Genomic DNA, 20,027 nt, shown 5'->3' with positions numbered 1-20,027 from the left:
TTATGACACATACTCCTATTGAAATAAATGGCGACTGTATTGATAGATTAATTAAAAAATTAGAGAAAAAAATTGGGCAGAAAGAAACAAATAAGCTTAAAGAGACTGCTATTGAAGTTGTTCAAAATTGTGTCAATGTTTATTCAGCAAACTTTGGTGTTGGTGATGTTGGAAAAAATAGCAAAGGGATAGTCGGTCAACTTTATAAAGGACAAGACCCTATTCCAAATGGTACAACCGGACTTATTTATGGTCGAGTTCAAAGTGGTAAAACTAATACAACTATTGCAACTTTAGCACTGGCTCATGAAAATAATTTTCGTTGTTTTATTGTCTTAACCTCTAACAATACATGGTTAGGAGAACAAACTGCAAACCGTTTTAATAATCAAATCGAAGGAGGCCCTGTTATTTTTGATTGGGAAGCATGGAAAGAAGACCCAGTTAATTTTGCAAAAACTAAAATTACACCCTATATCAGAGATACAGGTGTGGTTTTAGTTACAACAAAAAATATCTCTCACTTGAAGAGATTATTGATAGTTTTAAAAACTGCTAAAGTTAAAAATTTTCCCACATTAATTTTTGATGATGAAGCAGACAACGCTAGTTTAAATACGAATGAATCTAAACAGGCTAAACACGGAAAAGATGTGGTTTCTGACAGTTCAACTTTTGTACACATAGGTGAGATACGTCAAGAAGTTGCCAATCATATTTATATTCAAGTTACTGCGACTCCTCAAAGTTTGTTATTGCAAAAACTATCCCATCCTTGTAGTCCACAATTTTGTGCAGCACTACCAGAACCAGGAGAGAGTTATATGGGAGGTGAATTATTTTTTACTGAAAAAAGTAACTACTGTTGTATTGTAGATGCTGAAGAAATTAACGAACTTAAGAAACAAAAAGGTGAAAACCCTGGTAATCAATGGATAATTCCTGATGGATTGAGGTTTGCACTTTGTTGCTTTTTTCTAGGTTCAACTTATAAAATGCTATCTTCTGATAAAGAAGATGCAACATATTCTTTTCTTGCTCATATTTGTTATAAACAAGATATTCATAACGTCTTAGAGAAAGTTATTAGTCAATTTGTAATTAATTTAGATCAAGCGATTAGAGAGAAGAATTCAGCAACGAAAAACAAACAAGCCATAAAATGGTTAGAGCAAGCTTATGAAGAATTGAATAAAACTGTTGATAACTTACCACCATTCAATGAACTAATAGATGAATTAAAAATTCAGCTAAGACGTGCAATACCTAAAATAATTAATGCAAATAACCCTGATAAAGAGCCTAACTATAATCCTGGTATGAATATACTAATCGGTGGTAATAGATTAGGTAGAGGAGTAACAATTGACGGGTTAATGGTAACTTACTATGGGCGTGATGCAAAACAAAAGGTAATCGATACAGTTCATCAACACGCTCGAATGTATGGTTATCGTCCACAATTAAAAGATGTTACTCGTCTCTTTTTAGCAGAGCATATACTTGAGTCTTTTCGCTCAATTCACGAAGCAGATGAAGCAATGCGTCAAGCTATAGGAGAAGATATTAATAACATTCAAATTCAACCTGTCTGGATAGGAGGAAATCTTAAACCGACTCGCTCTAATGTTTTAGATCCCTCTGTCATTAATGTATTAAAACCAGGAAAATTGATTTTTCCTCAAAGTCCAGTTTATAAACAAGAAGAAATTAAGGATGATTTTCAAAAAATCACAAATCTTTTAATTCAATATCAAAATGACGAAGAATATGTCGAGGTAAATATAGAGTTTATTATTGAGATAATCAGTTATACAAAAAGTTATTATGTTCCCTCCGAAGTATGGGAAAATCAACGTGTTATCAAAGCATTAACAGATATGAAATCAAAGGGTTTGAAAAAAGGTCGTTTAAACGTTCGCAGAGGTAAAAGAAACAATAAAGAAGGATTAGAGATGAAAAGGCAAGAGCCTTTTAAATGGTTTCCACAATACGGCTTCGGTACCGGTGATTGGTCAAAAGATGCCCAAAAGAAATATCCTGATGTTCCAACTTTGATTATTTGCTATCACAAAGGAGAAAAAAATAAAGGGTGGGATGAACATCCTATTTATCTACCTATGTTGGTATTACCTAAACAAAAATTTGTTTTAATGTTTAATTATGCAGAAGATGAGTAATCGATGAAAATGCTATTTTAGGTTAAATAGTAATTCTATACACTCACTATTAGTAAGTTTAAATTGATGTGCTTCTAACGCCATAGTGCAGAAACTAGTTTAGACTGGTGAGTTTAGTGAGTGTTAGTGAATGAATAATCGAGTTATGACAGACTGCTATCCCTAAGAGCAATTAGCTGTAAGCTGTTGTAGTGCGTATTTCACTATCTAATATGGCGACGATTAACGACAACTACCTGAAGCTGAAGGCTGGCTATCTGTTCCCGGAAATTGCGCGGCGGGTAAATGCTTTTGCGGAAGCTAACCCTAATGCTAAAGTTATTCGTTTGGGAATTGGCGATGTTACCGAACCTTTACCAGAAGCGTGCCGCACAGCGATGATTAAAGCTGTGGAAGAAATGGGCGATCGCGCAACTTTTAAAGGCTACGGGCCAGAACAAGGTTATGCTTGGTTAAGGGAAAAAATTGCGGCTCAGGATTTTCAAGCACGCGGCGCAGACATCGATGCCTCAGAAATCTTTATTTCTGATGGTTCCAAGTGCGACACTGGTAATATTCTCGATATCTTTGGTAACAACAACGTCATTGCTGTCACTGACCCTGTGTATCCTGTATATGTAGATACCAATGTGATGGCGGGTCATACAGGTGTAGCTAATGATAAAGGTGAGTTTGCAGGTTTAGTATATCTGCCTGTGACAGCAGAAAATAACTTCACTGCGGAAATTCCGCAGGAAAAAGTTGATTTAATTTACCTTTGTTTCCCCAATAACCCCACTGGTGCAACTGCAACCAAAGAACATCTCAAAGCTTGGGTAGACTATGCCAAAGCCAACGGTTCAATTATTTTCTTTGATGCAGCTTACGAAGCTTATATTACAGATCCGAGCTTACCTCATTCTATTTACGAAATTGAAGGTGCGCGAGATTGTGCGATCGAATTTCGGTCTTTTTCTAAAAATGCAGGCTTTACCGGAACCCGTTGTGCTTTAACTGTCGTTCCCAAAACCTTAACAGCCAAAGCCGCAGATGGTTCCGATGTGGAACTGTGGAAACTGTGGAACCGCCGCCAGTCTACCAAGTTCAATGGCGTGTCTTATATTGTGCAACGGGGTGCGGAAGCAGTTTATTTTGAAGATGGACAAGCACAAACCAAGGCTTTGGTAAGTTTCTATTTAGAAAACGCCAAAATTATTCGAGAAAAACTCACCGCCGCCGGACTCGCAGTTTATGGCGGTGTCAATGCGCCTTATGTTTGGGTAAAAACTCCCAATGGGTTATCAAGTTGGGATTTCTTTGATAAATTGCTGCATACTTGCAATGTAGTTGGTACACCTGGTTCTGGCTTTGGTGCTGCGGGTGAAGGCTACTTCCGCATTTCCGCATTCAACAGCCGGGAAAATGTCGAAGAAGCGATGAAGCGAATTACAGAAAAGTTTAAGGTGTAGAAACTTGTGGTGGGCAATGCCCACCAGAACTGATGCACAAAGATTTTTGGTTGAGACTTGGTGTAGGATTTTAGACACCTACATCCTGATTATCGGGAAATTTTGACAAACGCCTTATCACCTTTAATTTGAACTGGATAGGAGTGTAAAGGGACATCAGCAGTTAAACATTTCCCTGTATCTAGTTGATATTGAAACCCGTGAGTAGGACAGGTGATGATGCCATTTTCTACCTTTCCGCCGTCCAATGGTGAGGCGAGATGAGAACAAGCATTGCGGTAACAGGTAATGCGATCGCCTTGACGATATAAAATCAGTGAATGTCCGCCAACTTTACTTGCCAATATCCCCCCATCGGGAATTTGTTCTACTGTTGCTACCCTCACCCAAGCAGTTGTAATTGTGGGCGGAAAAGGAGTAGTTAAACCAGTACTGCTATTATCTCCCGTGGAGCGATCGCCAACTGCAACCACTTGCGTAATTTCTGGACAATAATTTTTAATTGCCTGTTCGACTCCCTGAGATAAAGTCAAATTGGAAGCTGGACAACTGCTGCAAGTTCCGATTAACCTAACTTCTACCGTATCTGGTGGTTTAAAAGCAACTAATTCTATATCTCCATTGTGGCTTTTTAACCCTGGACGTACTTCATCAAGGGCAGCTTGAATGCGTTGTAATATTGGTGGTAGCGGTGGTTTAACTAAGTCATGATATAGCAAAACTGCATACACAACTTCATCATCAGCAGCATGGCGCAAAGCTGACACTGACTCTTGTTTCAGGCTTTTAATTAACCTTGTCAGTGCTTCTTTATGCAAAGCTTCAATTGCTCGTTTTAAACCGACAGCTACACACCTTTGACTTTCATCCCACTCAGATATAATTGCCTCAAAGCGGTTAATTTCTGCAATAAATTCTTCGAGGTTGGTCATCAATAAAAGTATGAAGTGTGAAGTGTGAAATGATGGAGGCTGTTGAATAATTCATTATTTCATTTTGAAATCTTTCAGTAAAAAAGGCATCAAACACCCTGTAATTAAACTAGATATAGTGATGGGAATACATAAAGGAATTTCTGCTTGAGCGAGTGATAATAGTGATAGCAAACCAGCACCAATTCCAATTGCAGTGCGCTGAATAAAATACATAGGTTCGCGTAATAGCTTACCCCGGAAAAATAACTTAGCAGAAAACCAACCTAATTGAAACATTTTTCCTCCTAGTATTTATTTAACAAAGTTAATAAAGTAAAACCTAAAAGTATTGCTGGAATTGCACCAGCCGGAGCAAATAACGCCCCTAACATTGCCGAAAAAGAATAACCAATATCTTTACCTGCTAAAATCATCCCGCCAATTGCACCGCCAATCATCGAGATAACTGTTGCGATAATTAGCCACAAAAATCCAGTAACTATGTTGATGTCACTAGACACCATACTCGTGAGAAAATCACTCACATTAAAATTGCTCAATAACTCACTCATTTTTCTTCCTTCGCGCTCTTTGCGTCCTTTGCGGTTCGTTAATAAATCGTCAGAATTCAGAATTTATAATGACTGTTACATAACTAGAATATTCATTTACCAAATATTCCCCTGATTCTTTAAATCTTCTGACTCCTGAATTCCTTACAATAAGCCTAACTACTAGCCCTAATTTCTCCTTCTACATCTTTTAATGCCTGCACGACTAACTCAGCTTGTTCTAACTGCTGATATTCGGTAAAGATTGACCAAGCTTCTTGATAGTAATTACGTGCTTGTAAAAGATTATTAGGATTACCTAATTCTGGCTTTTCCGGATTATCAGGTAAATTGAATAAGGCGTTAGCTTTGTTAGAAATTGTGTTAGCATATTCTAAAGGTGTATCCCTAGAATTACGCACTTTTAACGCCTCATTGTATGCTGCGATCGCCTTTAAATTATTATCGATAGGATGAGAACTAACTAAATACTGCAAAGCATTCCCCAAGTTGTTTTGCAGCATGGCATATTCTCTAGGATGGTCAATCAAATTAATATGCTTTAAGGCAACTTCAAATGATTGCACAGCTAACCCCTGGCGTAAATATTCCCGTTCTGAAGCCATTGGCATCGACAGGTAAGCGATCGCAATATTGTTGTATAAAATCGCGTAATCTTGCGGGTAATTTTCCCAGGTAAACACCCGCAAAGCTTCATGATAAGCCTGAATACTATCACTAATTCGCGCTAAATTATACGGCGCTAGAGATTGCAACACCAAGCCATAATTCATCTGCGCCTCTGCAACTTCCTCCGGCGTGGCTAACTCTTGTAAGATTGGTAATGCTTCTTCATAACCAGCCTTGGCTTGTAGCAGCAATTCTGTATCCGTGTGGGGAATAATCTGCAAAGTTCCAGCCATTCCCACCTGCGCCTTAGCTTTGAGCAGTGGATACTCATTCCCAGACATTTCATAAGCACGATAATACAATCCAACTGCATTTCGCAAATCCTGGGCAGTTTTCGGCTTCTTTTGAAACCCTTGTGCCATTTCGATGAGCATCTGGATTTTTTCTGCTGTCGTTGCTGACTCCGAAGCGATCGCTGCTACAGCTGCTTTCACTGCCGAATCTGTAATGCTAGGTGTCATAATTACCCTACTCTAGCTATTAAGAAAATTACTCGATTCCCGCCCTAAAAATACACACAAATTTCCTCACTACCAAAGGCTATTAAAGTGTGAATTATGAAGTGTGAAGTATGAATAAATACACCCATACATTTAGCTGGAGAGCAATTAATTATGGGTAACTTATTGATGCTGTGGTTTGTAGTGAGACATCAAAGCATAAATTTCAGACTTCAGACTTTACACTTCATACTTTATTCCCCAGTTTCCTTACTATAAAACACTCTATTTTCAAAAATCTAGAGGAGAATTAACAATATTATTATCAAAATTCTATACTCTCCTGATTAAAATTATTTTCTGTATCACTAGTAAACTAAATATATTATTTGATAGCTATAAATACCTATTTAAACTATCAAAATTTCAACTATTATTGCCTCTGCATCATATTTACATCATCCTTAAGATAATTAATTTTTTTTGAAAAAATAAAAATATAATAAAAAAATCCCTTATGGTGAAGAATAAACATCAAAAACAGGTGAGACTCTACAACGCTGATCACCTGGATAAAAAATCAACCAACACATAGCCAATGACTAACGTACTCTGGCTGCAAGGTGGTGCCTGTTCGGGCAACACCATGTCGTTTCTAAATGCCGAAGAACCGACAGTATGCGACCTCATATCTGACTTTGGCATTAAAGTGCTTTGGCATCCTTCCTTGGGGTTGGAATTAGGCAATAACTTACAAACCTTGCTGTGGGACTGCATTTTAGGTAACATCCCTTTGGATATTTTGGTATTTGAAGGCAGTGTAGTAAATGCCCCCAACGGCACAGGTGAATGGAATCGCTTTGCCGATCGCCCCATGAAAGATTGGTTAATCGACCTAGCCAAAGCTGCAAGTTTTATTGTTGCTGTCGGAGATTGTGCTACTTGGGGCGGAATTCCCGCAATGTCGCCCAACCCCAGCGAATCCCAAGGCTTACAATTTCTCAAACGGCAAGAAGGCGGCTTTTTAGGTAAAGACTTCCGCTCCAAATCCGGCTTACCTGTAATCAACATTCCAGGATGTCCAGCACACCCTGATTGGATAACGCAGATATTAGTGGCGATCGCTACCGGACGCATCGGCGATATTGCTTTAGATGAACTGAATCGCCCCCAAACCTTCTTTAACACCTTTACCCAAACAGGCTGTACTCGCAACGTCCACTTTGCCTACAAAGCCACAACCGCCGAATTTGGTCAACGCAAAGGCTGTCTGTTCTACGACTTAGGCTGTCGCGGCCCCATGACTCATTCATCCTGCAACCGCATCCTCTGGAACCGCGTCTCATCCAAAACCCGCGCCGGAATGCCCTGTTTAGGTTGTACAGAACCAGAATTTCCCTTCTTTGACCTCAAACCCGGAACTGTATTTAAAACCCAAACCGTCATGGGAGTTCCCAAAGAACTACCACCAGGAGTCAACAAAAAAGACTACGCCCTCCTCACAATGGTCGCTAAAGATGCAGCACCACCTTGGGCAGAGGAGGATTTTTTCACAGTTTAGTAATTAATTACAGTGCTTTGGTTGATGAGTTGAGGCGGTATTTTGAAACTGTTGATTTCACTGCAAGATTCAATTAAGGTGTGATATTTTGTGAGCAAACTACGTATTAGTTGCAACTGTAGTGAAGCCACAAAGGAGTAAATATATGGGTGCAGAAAATCTTGATGACGAAGATTTATACTGTCATGCGGATCTTGACTGGATGACAATCAAAAGTTCAGATGTTAATGCTGTTGTAAATGCTTTAGAGTTAGAGAATATTCAACAAGGAAGGTTCAGTTATTTCGGAGATACAGCTAATACTTTCGTGTTTCCTACTCCAAATGATTGGATAATCATTTTTCATCAGTGGAAACCAAGGGGAAGTTCCGCAGAATATCTGAATGCAATGCAGCAAATAGTAACTGAATTAAGCCAGAAATTTGGTGAGGCACAGGCTTTTGCAGCTTACGAAGATGTCATCTCCTACGCGCATTGGATACTCGCACAAAATGGCATTCTGATTAGATCATTTGCAAAAGCAGGTGAAACCGATCTATTTCGTAATTTTGGAGAAGTTACAGAAGCAGAAAGTTTCATCGACTGGACAGATGCAGAACTATTTCCAGGAATGCCAGAAGTTATCCGACTATCCCAAAAATGGAGTACAGAACCAATCTTCTCTAACCATCCAGAGGATGTAGTGGGTGTACTTGGATATAAGCACTTGCAACTTTAAGCATCAACGACATCTGAATTAATATCTACCGCAACTGCCTCAACTGTTATTACCGCATCACTGACTACATATCAATGAAAACAGGAGAGGAAAATGGGCAAACAAACATTAGACATTTCACCCGTCGGAAGAGTCGAGGGTGATTTAGATGTCCGCGTGGAAATTGCCGACGGCTATGTAGTCAACGCCTGGACTCACGCCGAACTATTTCGCGGCTTTGAAATCATCCTCCGTGGCAAAGACCCCCAAGCCGGATTAATTGTCACACCCCGGATTTGCGGTATCTGTGGCGGTTCTCACTTAACTTCTGCATCTTGGGCGTTAGATACAGCCTGGGGTACAGAAGTGCCACGCAACGCCATCTTAGCCAGAAACCTCGGTCAAATTGTCGAAACTATCCAAAGTATCCCCCGTTACTTTTATGGATTGTTCGCCATTGACTTAACAAATAAAAACTATCGTAGTAGTCGCTTCTATGATGAAGCAGTCCGCCGCTTTTCTGCCTTCACAGGCAAATCTTACGAACTCGGTGTGACCATTTCCGCCAAACCCGTAGAAATTTACGCCTTACTAGGTGGACAATGGCCGCACAGCAGTTATATGGTGCCTGGTGGTGTGATGTGCGCCCCCACCCTCACCGACATTACCCGCGCCTGGGCGATTTTAGAATACTTCCGCACCAACTGGTTAGAACCAGTATGGTTAGGCTGTTCTTTAGAACGCTACGAAGAAATTCAGACTTACGATGACTTCATGAACTGGTTAGATGAAGACATCAAACATCGTGAATCTGACTTAGGCTTTTATTGGCGGATGGGTCTAGATATTGGTCTAGATAAATATGGTGCAGGTGTCGGTAAATACGTCACTTGGGGATATTTAGCCCACGAAGATAGATACCAAAAGCCGACTATTGAAGGGCGCAATGCAGCGATGATTATGAAGAGTGGCGTGTATGATAGCTTCACCGACACGCACACCTTGATGGATCAATCCTTCGCCCGTGAGAATTTAACCCATTCTTGGTACGATGAAGGGACAGCAGATATTCATCCGAGCGATCGCACTACAAAACCCATCGCTAACAATACAAAAGACTTCGATAATGCCTATTCTTGGGCAAGTGCAGTATTACACAAAGACTTCGGACGATTAGAAGCAGGCCCCTTAGCGCGTCAGTTAGTAGCAGGTGGTAATCACGGCGAATCTTGGCAACATCATGATGGCTTCATTTTAGATGTATTCAAGAAAATGGGCGGTGCAAATATTCACGTCCGTCAGTTAGCCAGACTCCACGAAATCGTCAAACTATATCGCCAAGCCGAACACTGCTTGCGCGAGTTCAAGTTAAACGACCCTTGGTATATTAAACCCACAGAAAAAGACGGCAAAGGTTGGGGCGCAACGGAAGCGGCGCGGGGTGCTTTGTGTCACTGGGTAGACATAGAAGGCGGTAAGATTAAGAACTACCAAGTTATTGCCCCTGGTACTTGGAATATCGGCCCCCGTGACGGTCAAAATAAACGCGGCCCCATTGAAGAAGCGTTAGTAGGGACACCTATTGAAGATCCGACCGATCCTGTGGAAGTTGGACACGTCGCGCGATCTTTTGATTCCTGTCTTGTGTGTACAGTCCACGCCCACGATGCGAAGACTGGTGAGGAGTTGGCGCGTTTTCGGACTGCGTAAGTTTAAACGCAGAGAGTTTGTTATGAGTATGGCTAATGGCTAGTCATTTAGTTAGTCATTAGCTTATTCCGTATCACATCAAGTTTGAGAATGGCCCCGAAGTTTATCAATAACTTCTATTCCCAGCAGATTTTTCATTTGAAGGAGTTTGGTAGAAAATTGATTTTCCATAGCAAGTAAAACATGACAACTAGCTTTACAACCAATAACTATTTGATAAGCCTCAATTACTGCTTGATACTTAACACATTGAAACAATCCCCGAACTATATCTGAATCATCAGAGATCCTAGATTTTACTTCAACAGCTACCCACTCTTGTTCAAGCTGAAAAAGCACATCAACCGTATCTCCTAAAGGCAAACTATATTCTGTTTTACCAGTAATATTTTTAGGTAATCCTACCACATCAGGATTTGAGCAAATATAACTCTTCAAATTTTGATGAAATTCGCTTTCGCCTTCATTCCCTTGTCTACGTTGAATAGCGTCAAATAAACTTAAACTTGAATTATCCTTCACAGGTTGAGGGCTAAGGTTACAGTGTGCAAGAACTCTATTCCAGTGTGGATATGTGTAAACTTCGTGGAGTAGTCTATCAACAATTAATTGCTTTTCTTTAGGAGTAAGCTTGCTAAATTCTTCTTTAGGAATAAATTTTTCAACACCTTCACCCGGTAAACCTATTCTTTTATTCAAAACTAAAAGGTTGATGGGTGGAATTTCATAGCCCCTCTCTTCTGATAACTCTTGGAGAGTGTTACCTATACTACCCAAAACATAATTCAAATTTCTTGGATTATTTATCTCTAGCTCATCAGCTAACTCAAAATAAAACATTGTTTGATTTGCGGTAGCTTTTGCTATAAGTAATGGTAAAGCTTTACGTGCGCGTTGCTGATATAACTTATTACCGCGTAAGAATGATTTTGCTTTTTGTGCTGTTCCCATAGGTTAATATTCTTTGTGATCAACTACACATAGATTTCCCACAAAGCCAGCAATATCAACAAAAATCGCTTTCTCATTCACTACAATCAGCTATTTGTATAATTTGGTAATGCTGGCTAAAAGCGATCGCACAGAATCCCTTTAGAATTACGGAATGAACAAACGACTAACGCCCAAGTAGTTTTCAATATCCAGTACAATTTCAACAATACGCGCACTACATTGTTCTCGATACTCTCGCTCAATAAGTCTATCCAAACTACTAATTGTAATTACAGGTAGTGTGGTTAATGTGCCTTCTTCACGAATTGTTTGTTCGAGTGAATCCTCGCCTTTAGCGTTTCTATTCGCTGTTAAAAGAAGCATCTGATTAGACTGTGCAAACCGCCAGATAAGTCGATCATTGGTATCAGCAGCTAAACCCACCTCGCTCAGAGTTACAAAACGAATTGACAAAAGCTCTAGCCAACCTTCAGCAGCCAGTGTTCCTTGAAACAAAACCACATAGCCTGTCAGATTGTAATCAACCAGAAAAATCATCCATTTAGACCAAGTTTCGCCTTCCAAGCCAGAAGTTTAGCATAAATCTCTTCCTGTCCTGGCTTTGGTTGCATTTTAGCTATTTGTGCAAGGCGATCGCGGTTTTTCTCTTCCCAGTATTTACGTAGCTCTTGAGTTTCTTTTAAAACTGTTTGATATTCTGCTTCTACTTCAGCACGGTTGGCGTTAATATATGCAAGTGCAGCATCAAGTTGTTCTTCTGTTAAAGGAAGCCAATTTCGGATCAATTGAGGTGTCCATCCAGCCAAAAGGTGATCCATAACATCATAAATAGTGATGCGTGTTCCAGCGATCGTCAGTCCACGTTCTGTACGGATAATAGCTGATTTCTCGTTAAATACTGGAGTCATACCTGTAACCTCACAGATTTTTCTATATCATTACTGAACTGACATATTTCATTGCTCAAGTAGTCGCCTCACTTGAGCCAAAGCTTCATCTCCTGGTATGGGTTGTACAGAATTACTTCTAATCTCATCACGCCGCATTCTTGCTTCAGTAATCCAAGCGGCTTGAATGGTGGGATCTGTATCGAACTCCAAACTTTCCATAATCTTTTCTGCCAAAAGCGCCCTTGATGCACTAGGCAAAGATAAAATTTCTGCTGTGAGTTGCTCAATGGATTGCATAGCTTGTTACACAAAGCTGAATTGTGCTTACACCGTAACCATAATCTAACATAGCAGCACATCAACCTTGTATCATGACTCTATATTTGGATAAGCGCGATCGCACGATACATTGCGTAGACTATCTTACTTACGTTATACAAGAATCAGTTACTCAGTAAACAACAAAAATCAATGACTATTTCAAAGATTTACGTACTTCCGCTTGCAAGTATGATAGTTCTGACTAGTAGTTTACTTGTAAAAATTCCTACCGCGCATTCTTCTGATTTTGATACAGCAAATTCTGTACTTAATAGCTCAAAAGCTGCTGATGAAATTGTTGATAGAGATGTTCTGGAAAAAGGACAAGTCTTTGTAGTTCAAACAAGAAGCAAAGGAGTTGAAATTATAGAAGCGGGTAGAGTGATGACTACGACAAGAAATTTTCTGGTCACAATAGAAGATGAGAACGGGAAAATTCTGCGAGTCTTTCATCGTTTAGGTAGAGGGTCAGACCTCATCGCCACTGCTAGGATGCAAAAAGAGGAAGCCATTCAATTATTAAAATCAGGCGGTGTGATTGTAGAAGAACTTTAAAGACAGATGCGATCGCTCATTCACTACAAACAGCTATTTGTATAATTTGGTAAGAGGATGTTTGAAAAGTATTGGGCGAATAGAATTCACTACTACACAAGCAAAGTCCACCTGCGTGGACTAACACAAAATCAAAGTTTTCAAACCCACGTAGGTGGGTTTCGTCTGTGTAGCTGCGATTTCCAATCGCCCAGTAAGTAATAATTTAGGCTTTTCAAACAACCTCTAATGCTGGCTAAAAGCGATCGCACATTCTTGAGTGTGCAGTTTCTGTACAAAGTTCTTGCAAACTCATGACCGTAGATGTTGTAATTATCACTTGAGAGAATAATTATTTAGCAAATTACCTACTGTCAGCAATTGCTTACATATCAAAAATTCCGTATTAAAAATAATCAATGCACATTTAGCACCCACACTGACAAATTACGATGATAGTTTTTGCAGTTCTGCTAAGTTGCTGGAGAAAAAAGTATTTTTCATTACTTGAATTGATGTTGTCAATTTAACTATAAACTGATGATTAATCCTTCAATATTTATTCTGCCAATTTGCCTGTTTATTGGGAGTAAACCCGGAAGCCAGGTAGGAGGATGGGAATAAGTACTAGTAAATGACCAACAATTTTGCTAATGAGAATTTGGACTGCAATAGTTGTACTAACTTCTTCTTGGCTAGTTTCCGGGTTGGTAGCTTCTCAGCCAATCAATGCTAAAGTAGCGATCGCCGCCGATAAAACAGCATCATCTCGGTCTATTTCTCAAGCAAGCAATACTAAAAAGCCGATTGCGATCGACAAAGCTGAGTTTGGGATAGCGAGAGTTGATGCTAGAGGTAAAGTTAACTTCATCCCCACATTCAGAGTACCACTACAAGAAGGTAGTAAATATGGGTGGCGAATTCAACTCAAAGACTACCAAGGCGAAGTTACATGGCGAGAAGTCTTACGCTTGCCAAAACCTCCAGAAACTTGGGCTACAGATGATGGTGAAAACTTTTCAGTCTCGGCTGACGGTACAGAGTCGGTAATGAGGCGCAAAACTACAGCGAATGATGGTGTGATTCAAAACTATTGGACGATCGCAGCAGGTGATCCTCCTGGTAAACATAAAATACAGGTATACATTGATGACCGTTTGATTGCAACTTTCGATTTTGAAGTTTTTCCTATGGACAGAAAAGAATCATCCGGGAGAAATCGCAGTTTGTAGAAATTTTCAACTATTCGTGAAAAACAAGATCCCCGACTTCTTGAAGAAGTCGGGGATCTGATTGAGTACGAGATGTGAACAGAGACGTTGCATTGCAACGTCTCTAATTTTTAGCCAATAGATTCTAGATTTAGCTTGACGACTTTTTTCTTTTCTTCTTCAGCTTTAGGCAATGTCAAATTCAAAATACCATCTTTATAATCAGCAGTCACATTGGTATTTTGAATGCGAGTTGGTAAAGGAATCAAGCGTTGGAATTTACCATAGTGAAATTCACTCTTGGTAACGCCTTTGCCTTCTGTTTTGGTTTCAGATTTACGTTCACCGCTAACATAGACAGCTTTTTCTGTAACTTGCACATCTAAGTCTTTGGCTGCAATTCCTGGCAGTTCTAGTTTGAGATGAATTGCTTCTTCAGTTTCTTGTAATTCCGCAGCCGGAACTTTTGCCAAGGTTCTGTCAAGTAAAGTAGATGGTAGCATTTCTTCTTCAAATAAACGGTTAATTTGTCTTTGGAGAGTGTTAACTTCTTGCCAAGGATTCCAACGTACTAGTGTCATGTCTCTACCTCATTTAATTTCTCAGTTTTTGTAGTTGATTTAGGTTTAAATCATTTGCTTTGTTCTTATGGTATTCACAAACTCTAGGGGTGTAAATTCGGTTTTTAGCACCAATTTCATCATGATTACCGAATATTTTGATTAGTACGGTAAACCCCCATAATATAGGTGTGGCAAACTGAATATAAATTCTAATTATTGATATATCACTGGTTGTTTTGAGAATTCATGGATATGATTCATACATAATAATTTTAGAAAATTTAGTTAAATGAGGATAAATGTTATCAAAATAGCAGAATTACATCATTGATTAATTGTAAATTTTGTATTCATTCTATTTGATTGTTAAAATCATATTTTCATCATCCTTTTGTAATAAATCAATAAATTATGATAAACAGTTGGCTTTATCTCATTACAGCAATATTGTTTGAAGTCGCCGGGACAACTTCTATGAAATTGTCTGAGGGATTTACAAGAACTATTCCTTCGGTGTTAATTTTTGTTTGTTATGGAGTATGTTTTAGCTTTTTGACTTTAGCTCTCAAAAAAATTGAAGTCAGCGTTGCTTATTCTGTGTGGTCTGGGTTAGGAACAACTGTAATCGCTACTATTGGTGTAATTTGGTTTCGGGAATCAATGTCTTGGGTGAAATTTATATCAATAGCATTAATTATTATTGGTGTGATTGGGGTAAATTCTACTAAATAAAAAAAGCCCTCATCCATTTTATTATGAATGAGGTAAGGATAGGAGTAATCAACAAGGACTTCCTGTTATATATGTCCTTTTCGAGATAAAGAAGTTTGAGATTAATCGCTACAAGAAAAATAGTAGCAATCTCTCAAAAAGTAAGCAAAATAAGCAACCAACCTAAACCGTCCGTTGTTAATGCTTTAGCATGTATAGTGTAGTAAAACTTGGCTCATCAAGCCCGCAAGTTATTTCCCATTCATAATTTAGCAACGATGCTCATGTATATGTAGCCAACTTGGCAGCAATCAGCAAAACTAGTTTATTCAAAGTGTAAAGTTCCACGTTTTATTTGTTCGCTTTCGATGGCTTCAAATAAAGCGCGGAAATTACCTTCGCCAAAACCTTGTGCTTGAAAACGCCGTTCAATAAACTCAAAGAAAAATGTTGGCTGTCCAAAAATAGGTTGAGTAAAAATTTGGAGTAATAATGCGTTTTGGGTATTAGCTTGCCAATCTACTAAAATTTCTTGCTGGGCGATCGCTTCTAATTCTAAGGGTGATAAGCGAAATTCTGTCCGCTTTTTTAATTGGGAGTAGTAAGTCTGAGGGACTGACAATAAAGATAAACCACGGGTACGTAATTGGGCGATCGCACTAATTAAGTTTGATGTTCGCAAAGCAATGTGTTGAATACCTGCGCCGCGATTGACATCCAAGAACTCTTGAATTTGCGAATTGGGAGAAGTTGGTTCATTAATTGGCAATTGTACACTGCCATTCCGGGAAACTAGCACCTGGCTGTACAATCCAGAGCGATCAGTTTTAATTTTAAACGCTTGTTGTGGTTGCAAATCTAAAACGTTTTTGTACCAAGCCACAGCAAATTCTAACTCACCCACTGGTACATTTAAAACTATATGATCAATGGCGCTAAACATGGGGCGATCGCGTGCTTCCCAATTCACACTGGCTGATTTTTCCATTAAAGTATGAGTCATTCCACCCCAAGCTGCAATTTTACTGCACCTATAGTCGGCATATTCTTGGATGGGTTCTAAGATTGTCGCACCTTGGGCTGCTGCTTGAGCGATCGCAGTTTCCACATCTGGTACAGTAAAAGCAATATCCGCCACCCCAGGAGGATGTTGGCACAAAAACTCTGCAACCGGACTTGTAGGCAATAATGGTGAAGATAGTAAAAAACAGACAGCACCACTCTGCACCATTTCAGTATGAGTGTGTTCTGAACTTATTCCACTATTAACTGCGGTAAATCCCAGATAGTATACGAACCAATCCCGCCAAAATGCGGCATCTTCTACATAGAAATGAACGTGAGCAATTTCCATAAATCCTGAAAATCTAGCTTGAGAGCTTATCTATGTGTAAATTCTGCCTTTTTTGCTAGATTATCAAGTCCTTCCTAAGCAATAATTATGTAAGCATCTTACATAATTACACCTAAATAATCAAGAGCTTGCATAATAGGACTTTAATTTGAATCTGTACACCCACAAACTACTCTTTACTCTACCTAGGAATGTTATAAAAGGTTATTTAACTGCTATTTGCCAACTTTTTGCAGTTTGTTTGAGTTGATAAGAACTACAGGATCGCAGAAATTTAATGAAATTGCCACTTAATTGCAAGCCTTTAATTTGTTCTGTAATCGGTTTACCATATTGCTGCTTAAACTCACTACTTAAAGGGCCAATATCAATGTAACTTCCAGGTGAATTATTAGTTAATTTATAAATAATATTTTTTATTGCTTGTTCTAAATCTGCCTTACTTTTAATAGTTATCTTTTGATGTTCCGTAATATTAGCTTTATCCGTTACAATTTCAAATAAGGTGATATACACCGGGGCATCTGAATCAACTTGATGCAGCACAAATTCGGCTGGATATTGCTCAAATATTTCTCTAGACTTCTTACCTGGAAAGTGTTTTTCAGCTACTTGAGTAATACTTATTGTATACTTATTTTTGTAATTTTGTGAAATAGTAGCTAACTTAACCCAATGACTATGATTACAGGCTTGTTCTGTTTTAATTAACTCTTTAATTTGTTGAATAAATTGAGCGATCGCCGGAATTTCTGGTATATTAGTACACTTTCTCACCAGTTGACCTGTAGCACTATTTAATACTGTAATATCTTCACCTTGTTGGCTCACTTGATATACTATTAACCCATGTTGGCGGAGATGATTACATAAATTAGTCATCACTTTATCAGAAGAACAAACTAAAACTTCTCTCGCTTTTGGATATCTCTCATAAATAGATGAACCAAAAGTAATCATTTTACCATCAGCATTATCTTTACCTACAGGTACATGAATTAAATCGTAACCACGTCCATGCAACTCGACATCAAGTTTACCCATGCTACACCAATTAGCAAAGGCAATTTTAATTTGAATCGGACAAGTACAAACTGTTGTTAAAAACTTCTCGGTTTCCGAGTTGATTTGTAAGTTTTCGGCATCTAATAATAAAACTGCCGTCTCTGTTGGATGAGCAAAAGAATAACAGACAAGTGTTTCTTCTGCTTCAGTAGGCTGCACTTGGGTGATACTACCTGAGCCATTTAACTCAGTTGTTTTAGCATAGCTCATAAACTACCACAGGTAATTTAGCTTAGATGATTAAATTATTATCCAAGCCAAGAAATTACCCATGTTATATCTGTGCAGTAAACTATCTGATAACCGTAAAACTCCTGAAAAAAAATTCCCTCAAATCCCCGACTTCTTTGAGAAGTCGGGGATCTGAACATCACCAATTTTTAGAAAAATGATCAGTATATTACCCAATCTAAAGAGATAGAAATTTATCTACATCTATCTCTGTTTATCTGTGGTTAATTATTCTTGCTACTTACTGGAATAAGAACAGCTATAGAGATATAAATTAAAAAACAAATATGGATAACTTTCCTCTCTAACCCCTAGCCTCTAACCCCTAGCCTCTATTTTCATATTTACCACCAAGGCGGGTTAACACATATTCTCTTGTACGAACATCAAGGGCGTTAGAGAAAATCTTTTTTGTGAGTCCAAATTCTACCATTTGCCCAATACGATGTTCATTGGTGGAGAAAAAAGCCGTGAAATCAGATATGCGCGTGACTTGTTGTAGGTTATGGCTAATGATTACCATTGTTAATTCCGATCGCAAACGCAAACTCTGAATTAATCCTTCCACTTTTGTCGCAGCTACAGGATCAAGCCCAAAACAAGGTTCATCCATGAGAATGACTTTTGGTTTGACGGCTAAAGCACGGGCGATACAAAGTCGCTGTTGTTGTCCACCAGAAAGCTCTAAAGCAGATTTATGCAGCTTATTTTTGACTTCATCCCACAGATCAGCGTCTTTGATGGCAGATTCGACAATTTGATCTAATTCAACTTTCGGCCGCCATCCCAGTATTTTCACTCCATAGGCAACGTTATCATAAACGCTCATAGGAAATAAATTTGGCTTAGGCAGCACTATACTAACTTGACGGCGTAAGCGGTTTAAATTAACTCGACGTTCATAAATATTTTGATTGTAAAATTCTACTTTTCCTTCAACGTGAACTTCCGCTTCTAATTCATTCATCCGATTGAGGCTTTTAATAAAAGTAGACTTACCACAACCACTAGGGCCAATAATTGCTGTGACTTTATCCTGGTAAATATCCATTGATACTCCTTCCAGGATTTTTTGGGTGTTGTAGTAAAGGCTAAGATTTTTAACTTTGATTGCTGGAATTAGCTTATTCATACCAGAAATTTGTAAGTGTATTGATGTTGACTAAACGCAATCATGAAAATCCGTGGCTCTGTATACTACACTGGTGATCAAACTAGAAGTTGACTTTCTTCGTTTAAGCTATACAGCAAATATACTGATATTAGATATCTGTATAAATTTAGGGTAAAAAGTTACTACTGCTATCAATGTTTACTGTAAAATATGCTACCATGAAAACCAAAATTTTTTCGGTTTTTTGTTAATGAATTGCAGCATTTTCGGGATTAATTTTAAGGTATGACCTGCAATTAACAATATTTATTACTGCTTAAGTAAGCTCTTCTTTAAAAATGCAAACTATTTTTTAAAATTTAAATAAATTTTTGACGGTAATTGATATTTTTTTGCTGAATCGGATAAGTGAAGTAATTGACCCCAAATCTAAAAAGTAGGCGATCGCCATAATATTAACCTGAAGATAAATAATCCATACTTGCATCTAATACTGTTACTAACTGCATAGTTAGCTTATTTTGCCTGATAAAGTTTCAACTATTACTTGTATTATTAGTAGTAGATGTTACCCTTTGATAACTGCCTGAAAGAGGGGGGTGACAGCAATAAATATTTTTCTTCAATCAAAGCATCTACTTTCGCTTTAAGCACTAATAATTCTGCTAAAGACAAATTATCTAAATTTTGCATAATTTCATCGATATGTGATGTTTTGGAAATATTTCTAAATAGAGATATAGATTTATAGCGTTTTCCAGTCTAATGAGATACAGTAATTAGATAAGATATAGATTATGAGAAGATATAAATGAAAGCATACTCACTTGACTTTCGGCAGAAAATAATTGATGCGTACTTAGAGGGTGGGATCTCACAAAGACAGTT

General features: G+C 38.4%; 20 protein-coding genes. 8 read left to right on the top strand and 12 right to left on the bottom strand.

Annotation, left to right across the window (positions count from 1 at the left end; all coding sequences use genetic code 11):
• Positions 1-2 precede the first annotated feature (2 nt).
• On the top strand, positions 3-2,180 hold the full coding sequence (locus H6G75_RS24605) for a Z1 domain-containing protein (RefSeq protein ID WP_190982561.1): 2,178 nt from the start codon (positions 3-5) through the stop codon (positions 2,178-2,180).
• Positions 2,181-2,392: 212 nt separating this feature from the next.
• Positions 2,393-3,628 (top strand): LL-diaminopimelate aminotransferase, encoded by a 1,236-nt coding sequence (locus H6G75_RS24600; RefSeq protein ID WP_190982560.1) that lies wholly within the window; start codon positions 2,393-2,395, stop codon positions 3,626-3,628.
• Between the two features lie 89 nt (positions 3,629-3,717).
• Here H6G75_RS24600 and H6G75_RS24595 read toward each other — a convergent pair whose 3' ends face one another.
• The 4 genes from H6G75_RS24595 to H6G75_RS24580 all read right to left on the bottom strand — a co-directional run bounded on the left by H6G75_RS24595 (position 3,718) and on the right by H6G75_RS24580 (position 6,244).
• Entirely contained in the window at positions 3,718-4,560 is an 843-nt protein-coding gene (locus H6G75_RS24595; RefSeq protein ID WP_190982559.1) for a NifU family protein, read from the bottom strand.
• A gap of 54 nt (positions 4,561-4,614) precedes the next feature.
• Positions 4,615-4,839, bottom strand: a complete 225-nt coding sequence (locus H6G75_RS24590; RefSeq protein WP_190982558.1) for a hypothetical protein — start codon at positions 4,837-4,839, stop codon at positions 4,615-4,617.
• 8 nt (positions 4,840-4,847) lie between these two features.
• Positions 4,848-5,114 carry a hypothetical protein gene (locus tag H6G75_RS24585; RefSeq protein WP_190982557.1) on the bottom strand — a complete coding sequence of 89 codons (267 nt, stop codon included), beginning with the start codon at positions 5,112-5,114 and terminating at the stop codon, positions 4,848-4,850.
• Positions 5,115-5,269: 155 nt separating this feature from the next.
• Positions 5,270-6,244, bottom strand: a complete 975-nt coding sequence (locus H6G75_RS24580) for a hypothetical protein (protein ID WP_190982556.1) — start codon at positions 6,242-6,244, stop codon at positions 5,270-5,272.
• A gap of 577 nt (positions 6,245-6,821) precedes the next feature.
• On the opposite strand from H6G75_RS24580, the gene H6G75_RS24575 reads away from it, so the two are divergent.
• From H6G75_RS24575 to H6G75_RS24565, 3 genes are all read left to right on the top strand, one after another.
• Positions 6,822-7,784 carry a hydrogenase small subunit gene (locus H6G75_RS24575; RefSeq protein WP_190982555.1) on the top strand — a complete coding sequence of 321 codons (963 nt, stop codon included), beginning with the start codon at positions 6,822-6,824 and terminating at the stop codon, positions 7,782-7,784.
• A 145-nt stretch (positions 7,785-7,929) separates the two neighbouring features.
• A complete protein-coding gene (locus H6G75_RS24570) occupies positions 7,930-8,502 on the top strand; it encodes a hypothetical protein (protein WP_190982554.1) in 573 nt (190 codons plus the stop codon).
• A 93-nt stretch (positions 8,503-8,595) separates the two neighbouring features.
• Positions 8,596-10,191, top strand: a complete 1,596-nt coding sequence (locus H6G75_RS24565; protein ID WP_190982553.1) for a nickel-dependent hydrogenase large subunit — start codon at positions 8,596-8,598, stop codon at positions 10,189-10,191.
• A gap of 78 nt (positions 10,192-10,269) precedes the next feature.
• Here H6G75_RS24565 and H6G75_RS24560 read toward each other — a convergent pair whose 3' ends face one another.
• From H6G75_RS24560 to H6G75_RS24545, 4 genes are all read right to left on the bottom strand, one after another.
• Positions 10,270-11,142, bottom strand: a complete 873-nt coding sequence (locus tag H6G75_RS24560) for a hypothetical protein (protein ID WP_190982552.1) — start codon at positions 11,140-11,142, stop codon at positions 10,270-10,272.
• Positions 11,143-11,289: 147 nt separating this feature from the next.
• Positions 11,290-11,682, bottom strand: a complete 393-nt coding sequence (locus H6G75_RS24555) for an ACP S-malonyltransferase (RefSeq protein ID WP_190675380.1) — start codon at positions 11,680-11,682, stop codon at positions 11,290-11,292.
• Complete coding sequence (locus tag H6G75_RS24550; RefSeq protein WP_190982551.1) at positions 11,679-12,053, bottom strand: DUF433 domain-containing protein; 375 nt, start codon at positions 12,051-12,053, stop codon at positions 11,679-11,681. The genes H6G75_RS24555 and H6G75_RS24550 overlap by 4 nt, the downstream gene beginning before the upstream one ends.
• A gap of 48 nt (positions 12,054-12,101) precedes the next feature.
• Entirely contained in the window at positions 12,102-12,332 is a 231-nt protein-coding gene (locus tag H6G75_RS24545) for an addiction module protein (RefSeq protein WP_190982550.1), read from the bottom strand.
• Positions 12,333-12,506: 174 nt separating this feature from the next.
• Here H6G75_RS24545 and H6G75_RS24540 point away from each other — a divergent pair, with 174 nt between their 5' ends.
• Together H6G75_RS24540 and H6G75_RS24535 are read left to right on the top strand one after the other, a co-directional pair.
• The gene (locus tag H6G75_RS24540) at positions 12,507-12,911 is read left to right on the top strand and encodes a hypothetical protein (protein ID WP_242051632.1); all 405 of its coding nucleotides are present in this window, start codon (positions 12,507-12,509) and stop codon (positions 12,909-12,911) included.
• Positions 12,912-13,543: 632 nt separating this feature from the next.
• Entirely contained in the window at positions 13,544-14,122 is a 579-nt protein-coding gene (locus tag H6G75_RS24535) for a hypothetical protein (RefSeq protein ID WP_190982549.1), read from the top strand.
• 110 nt (positions 14,123-14,232) lie between these two features.
• Here the strand turns inward: H6G75_RS24535 and H6G75_RS24530 are convergent, their stop codons facing one another.
• Entirely contained in the window at positions 14,233-14,682 is a 450-nt protein-coding gene (locus H6G75_RS24530; protein ID WP_190982548.1) for an Hsp20/alpha crystallin family protein, read from the bottom strand.
• A gap of 393 nt (positions 14,683-15,075) precedes the next feature.
• On the opposite strand from H6G75_RS24530, the gene H6G75_RS24525 reads away from it, so the two are divergent.
• Positions 15,076-15,396, top strand: coding sequence for a multidrug efflux SMR transporter (locus H6G75_RS24525; RefSeq protein ID WP_190982547.1), 321 nt, complete (start codon positions 15,076-15,078; stop codon positions 15,394-15,396).
• 304 nt (positions 15,397-15,700) lie between these two features.
• On the opposite strand, the gene hppD is transcribed toward H6G75_RS24525, so the two are convergent.
• The 3 genes from hppD to H6G75_RS24510 form a co-directional block, all read right to left on the bottom strand.
• Positions 15,701-16,729 (bottom strand): 4-hydroxyphenylpyruvate dioxygenase, encoded by a 1,029-nt coding sequence (gene hppD, locus H6G75_RS24520; RefSeq protein WP_190982546.1) that lies wholly within the window; start codon positions 16,727-16,729, stop codon positions 15,701-15,703.
• A 204-nt stretch (positions 16,730-16,933) separates the two neighbouring features.
• Positions 16,934-18,004, bottom strand: a complete 1,071-nt coding sequence (locus H6G75_RS24515; RefSeq protein WP_190982545.1) for an NYN domain-containing protein — start codon at positions 18,002-18,004, stop codon at positions 16,934-16,936.
• A 346-nt stretch (positions 18,005-18,350) separates the two neighbouring features.
• The gene (locus H6G75_RS24510) at positions 18,351-19,157 is read right to left on the bottom strand and encodes a phosphate ABC transporter ATP-binding protein (RefSeq protein WP_190982544.1); all 807 of its coding nucleotides are present in this window, start codon (positions 19,155-19,157) and stop codon (positions 18,351-18,353) included.
• Positions 19,158-20,027: the final 870 nt, after the last annotated feature.

The sequence above is a fragment of the Nostoc sp. FACHB-280 genome, from assembly GCF_014697615.1.
Taxonomy (GTDB): Bacteria; Cyanobacteriota; Cyanobacteriia; order Cyanobacteriales; family Nostocaceae; genus Nostoc_B.
The sequence above is the reverse complement of the archived record's forward strand: the minus strand, read 5'-3'. Positions and strand labels throughout refer to the sequence as shown.

Bases quoted from the DNA above. Each gene is read 5' to 3' on its own strand.
- H6G75_RS24605 (WP_190982561.1), top strand. From the start codon at position 3: ATGACACATACTCCTATTGAAATAAATGGCGACTGTATTGATAGATTA.
- H6G75_RS24600 (WP_190982560.1), top strand. From the start codon at position 2,393: ATGGCGACGATTAACGACAACTACCTGAAGCTGAAGGCTGGCTATCTG.
- H6G75_RS24595 (WP_190982559.1), bottom strand. From the start codon at position 4,560: ATGACCAACCTCGAAGAATTTATTGCAGAAATTAACCGCTTTGAGGCA.
- H6G75_RS24590 (WP_190982558.1), bottom strand. From the start codon at position 4,839: ATGTTTCAATTAGGTTGGTTTTCTGCTAAGTTATTTTTCCGGGGTAAG.
- H6G75_RS24585 (WP_190982557.1), bottom strand. From the start codon at position 5,114: ATGAGTGAGTTATTGAGCAATTTTAATGTGAGTGATTTTCTCACGAGT.
- H6G75_RS24580 (WP_190982556.1), bottom strand. From the start codon at position 6,244: ATGACACCTAGCATTACAGATTCGGCAGTGAAAGCAGCTGTAGCAGCG.
- H6G75_RS24575 (WP_190982555.1), top strand. From the start codon at position 6,822: ATGACTAACGTACTCTGGCTGCAAGGTGGTGCCTGTTCGGGCAACACC.
- H6G75_RS24570 (WP_190982554.1), top strand. From the start codon at position 7,930: ATGGGTGCAGAAAATCTTGATGACGAAGATTTATACTGTCATGCGGAT.
- H6G75_RS24565 (WP_190982553.1), top strand. From the start codon at position 8,596: ATGGGCAAACAAACATTAGACATTTCACCCGTCGGAAGAGTCGAGGGT.
- H6G75_RS24560 (WP_190982552.1), bottom strand. From the start codon at position 11,142: ATGGGAACAGCACAAAAAGCAAAATCATTCTTACGCGGTAATAAGTTA.
- H6G75_RS24555 (WP_190675380.1), bottom strand. From the start codon at position 11,682: ATGATTTTTCTGGTTGATTACAATCTGACAGGCTATGTGGTTTTGTTT.
- H6G75_RS24550 (WP_190982551.1), bottom strand. From the start codon at position 12,053: ATGACTCCAGTATTTAACGAGAAATCAGCTATTATCCGTACAGAACGT.
- H6G75_RS24545 (WP_190982550.1), bottom strand. From the start codon at position 12,332: ATGCAATCCATTGAGCAACTCACAGCAGAAATTTTATCTTTGCCTAGT.
- H6G75_RS24540 (WP_242051632.1), top strand. From the start codon at position 12,507: ATGACTATTTCAAAGATTTACGTACTTCCGCTTGCAAGTATGATAGTT.
- H6G75_RS24535 (WP_190982549.1), top strand. From the start codon at position 13,544: ATGAGAATTTGGACTGCAATAGTTGTACTAACTTCTTCTTGGCTAGTT.
- H6G75_RS24530 (WP_190982548.1), bottom strand. From the start codon at position 14,682: ATGACACTAGTACGTTGGAATCCTTGGCAAGAAGTTAACACTCTCCAA.
- H6G75_RS24525 (WP_190982547.1), top strand. From the start codon at position 15,076: ATGATAAACAGTTGGCTTTATCTCATTACAGCAATATTGTTTGAAGTC.
- hppD (WP_190982546.1), bottom strand. From the start codon at position 16,729: ATGGAAATTGCTCACGTTCATTTCTATGTAGAAGATGCCGCATTTTGG.
- H6G75_RS24515 (WP_190982545.1), bottom strand. From the start codon at position 18,004: ATGAGCTATGCTAAAACAACTGAGTTAAATGGCTCAGGTAGTATCACC.
- H6G75_RS24510 (WP_190982544.1), bottom strand. From the start codon at position 19,157: ATGAATAAGCTAATTCCAGCAATCAAAGTTAAAAATCTTAGCCTTTAC.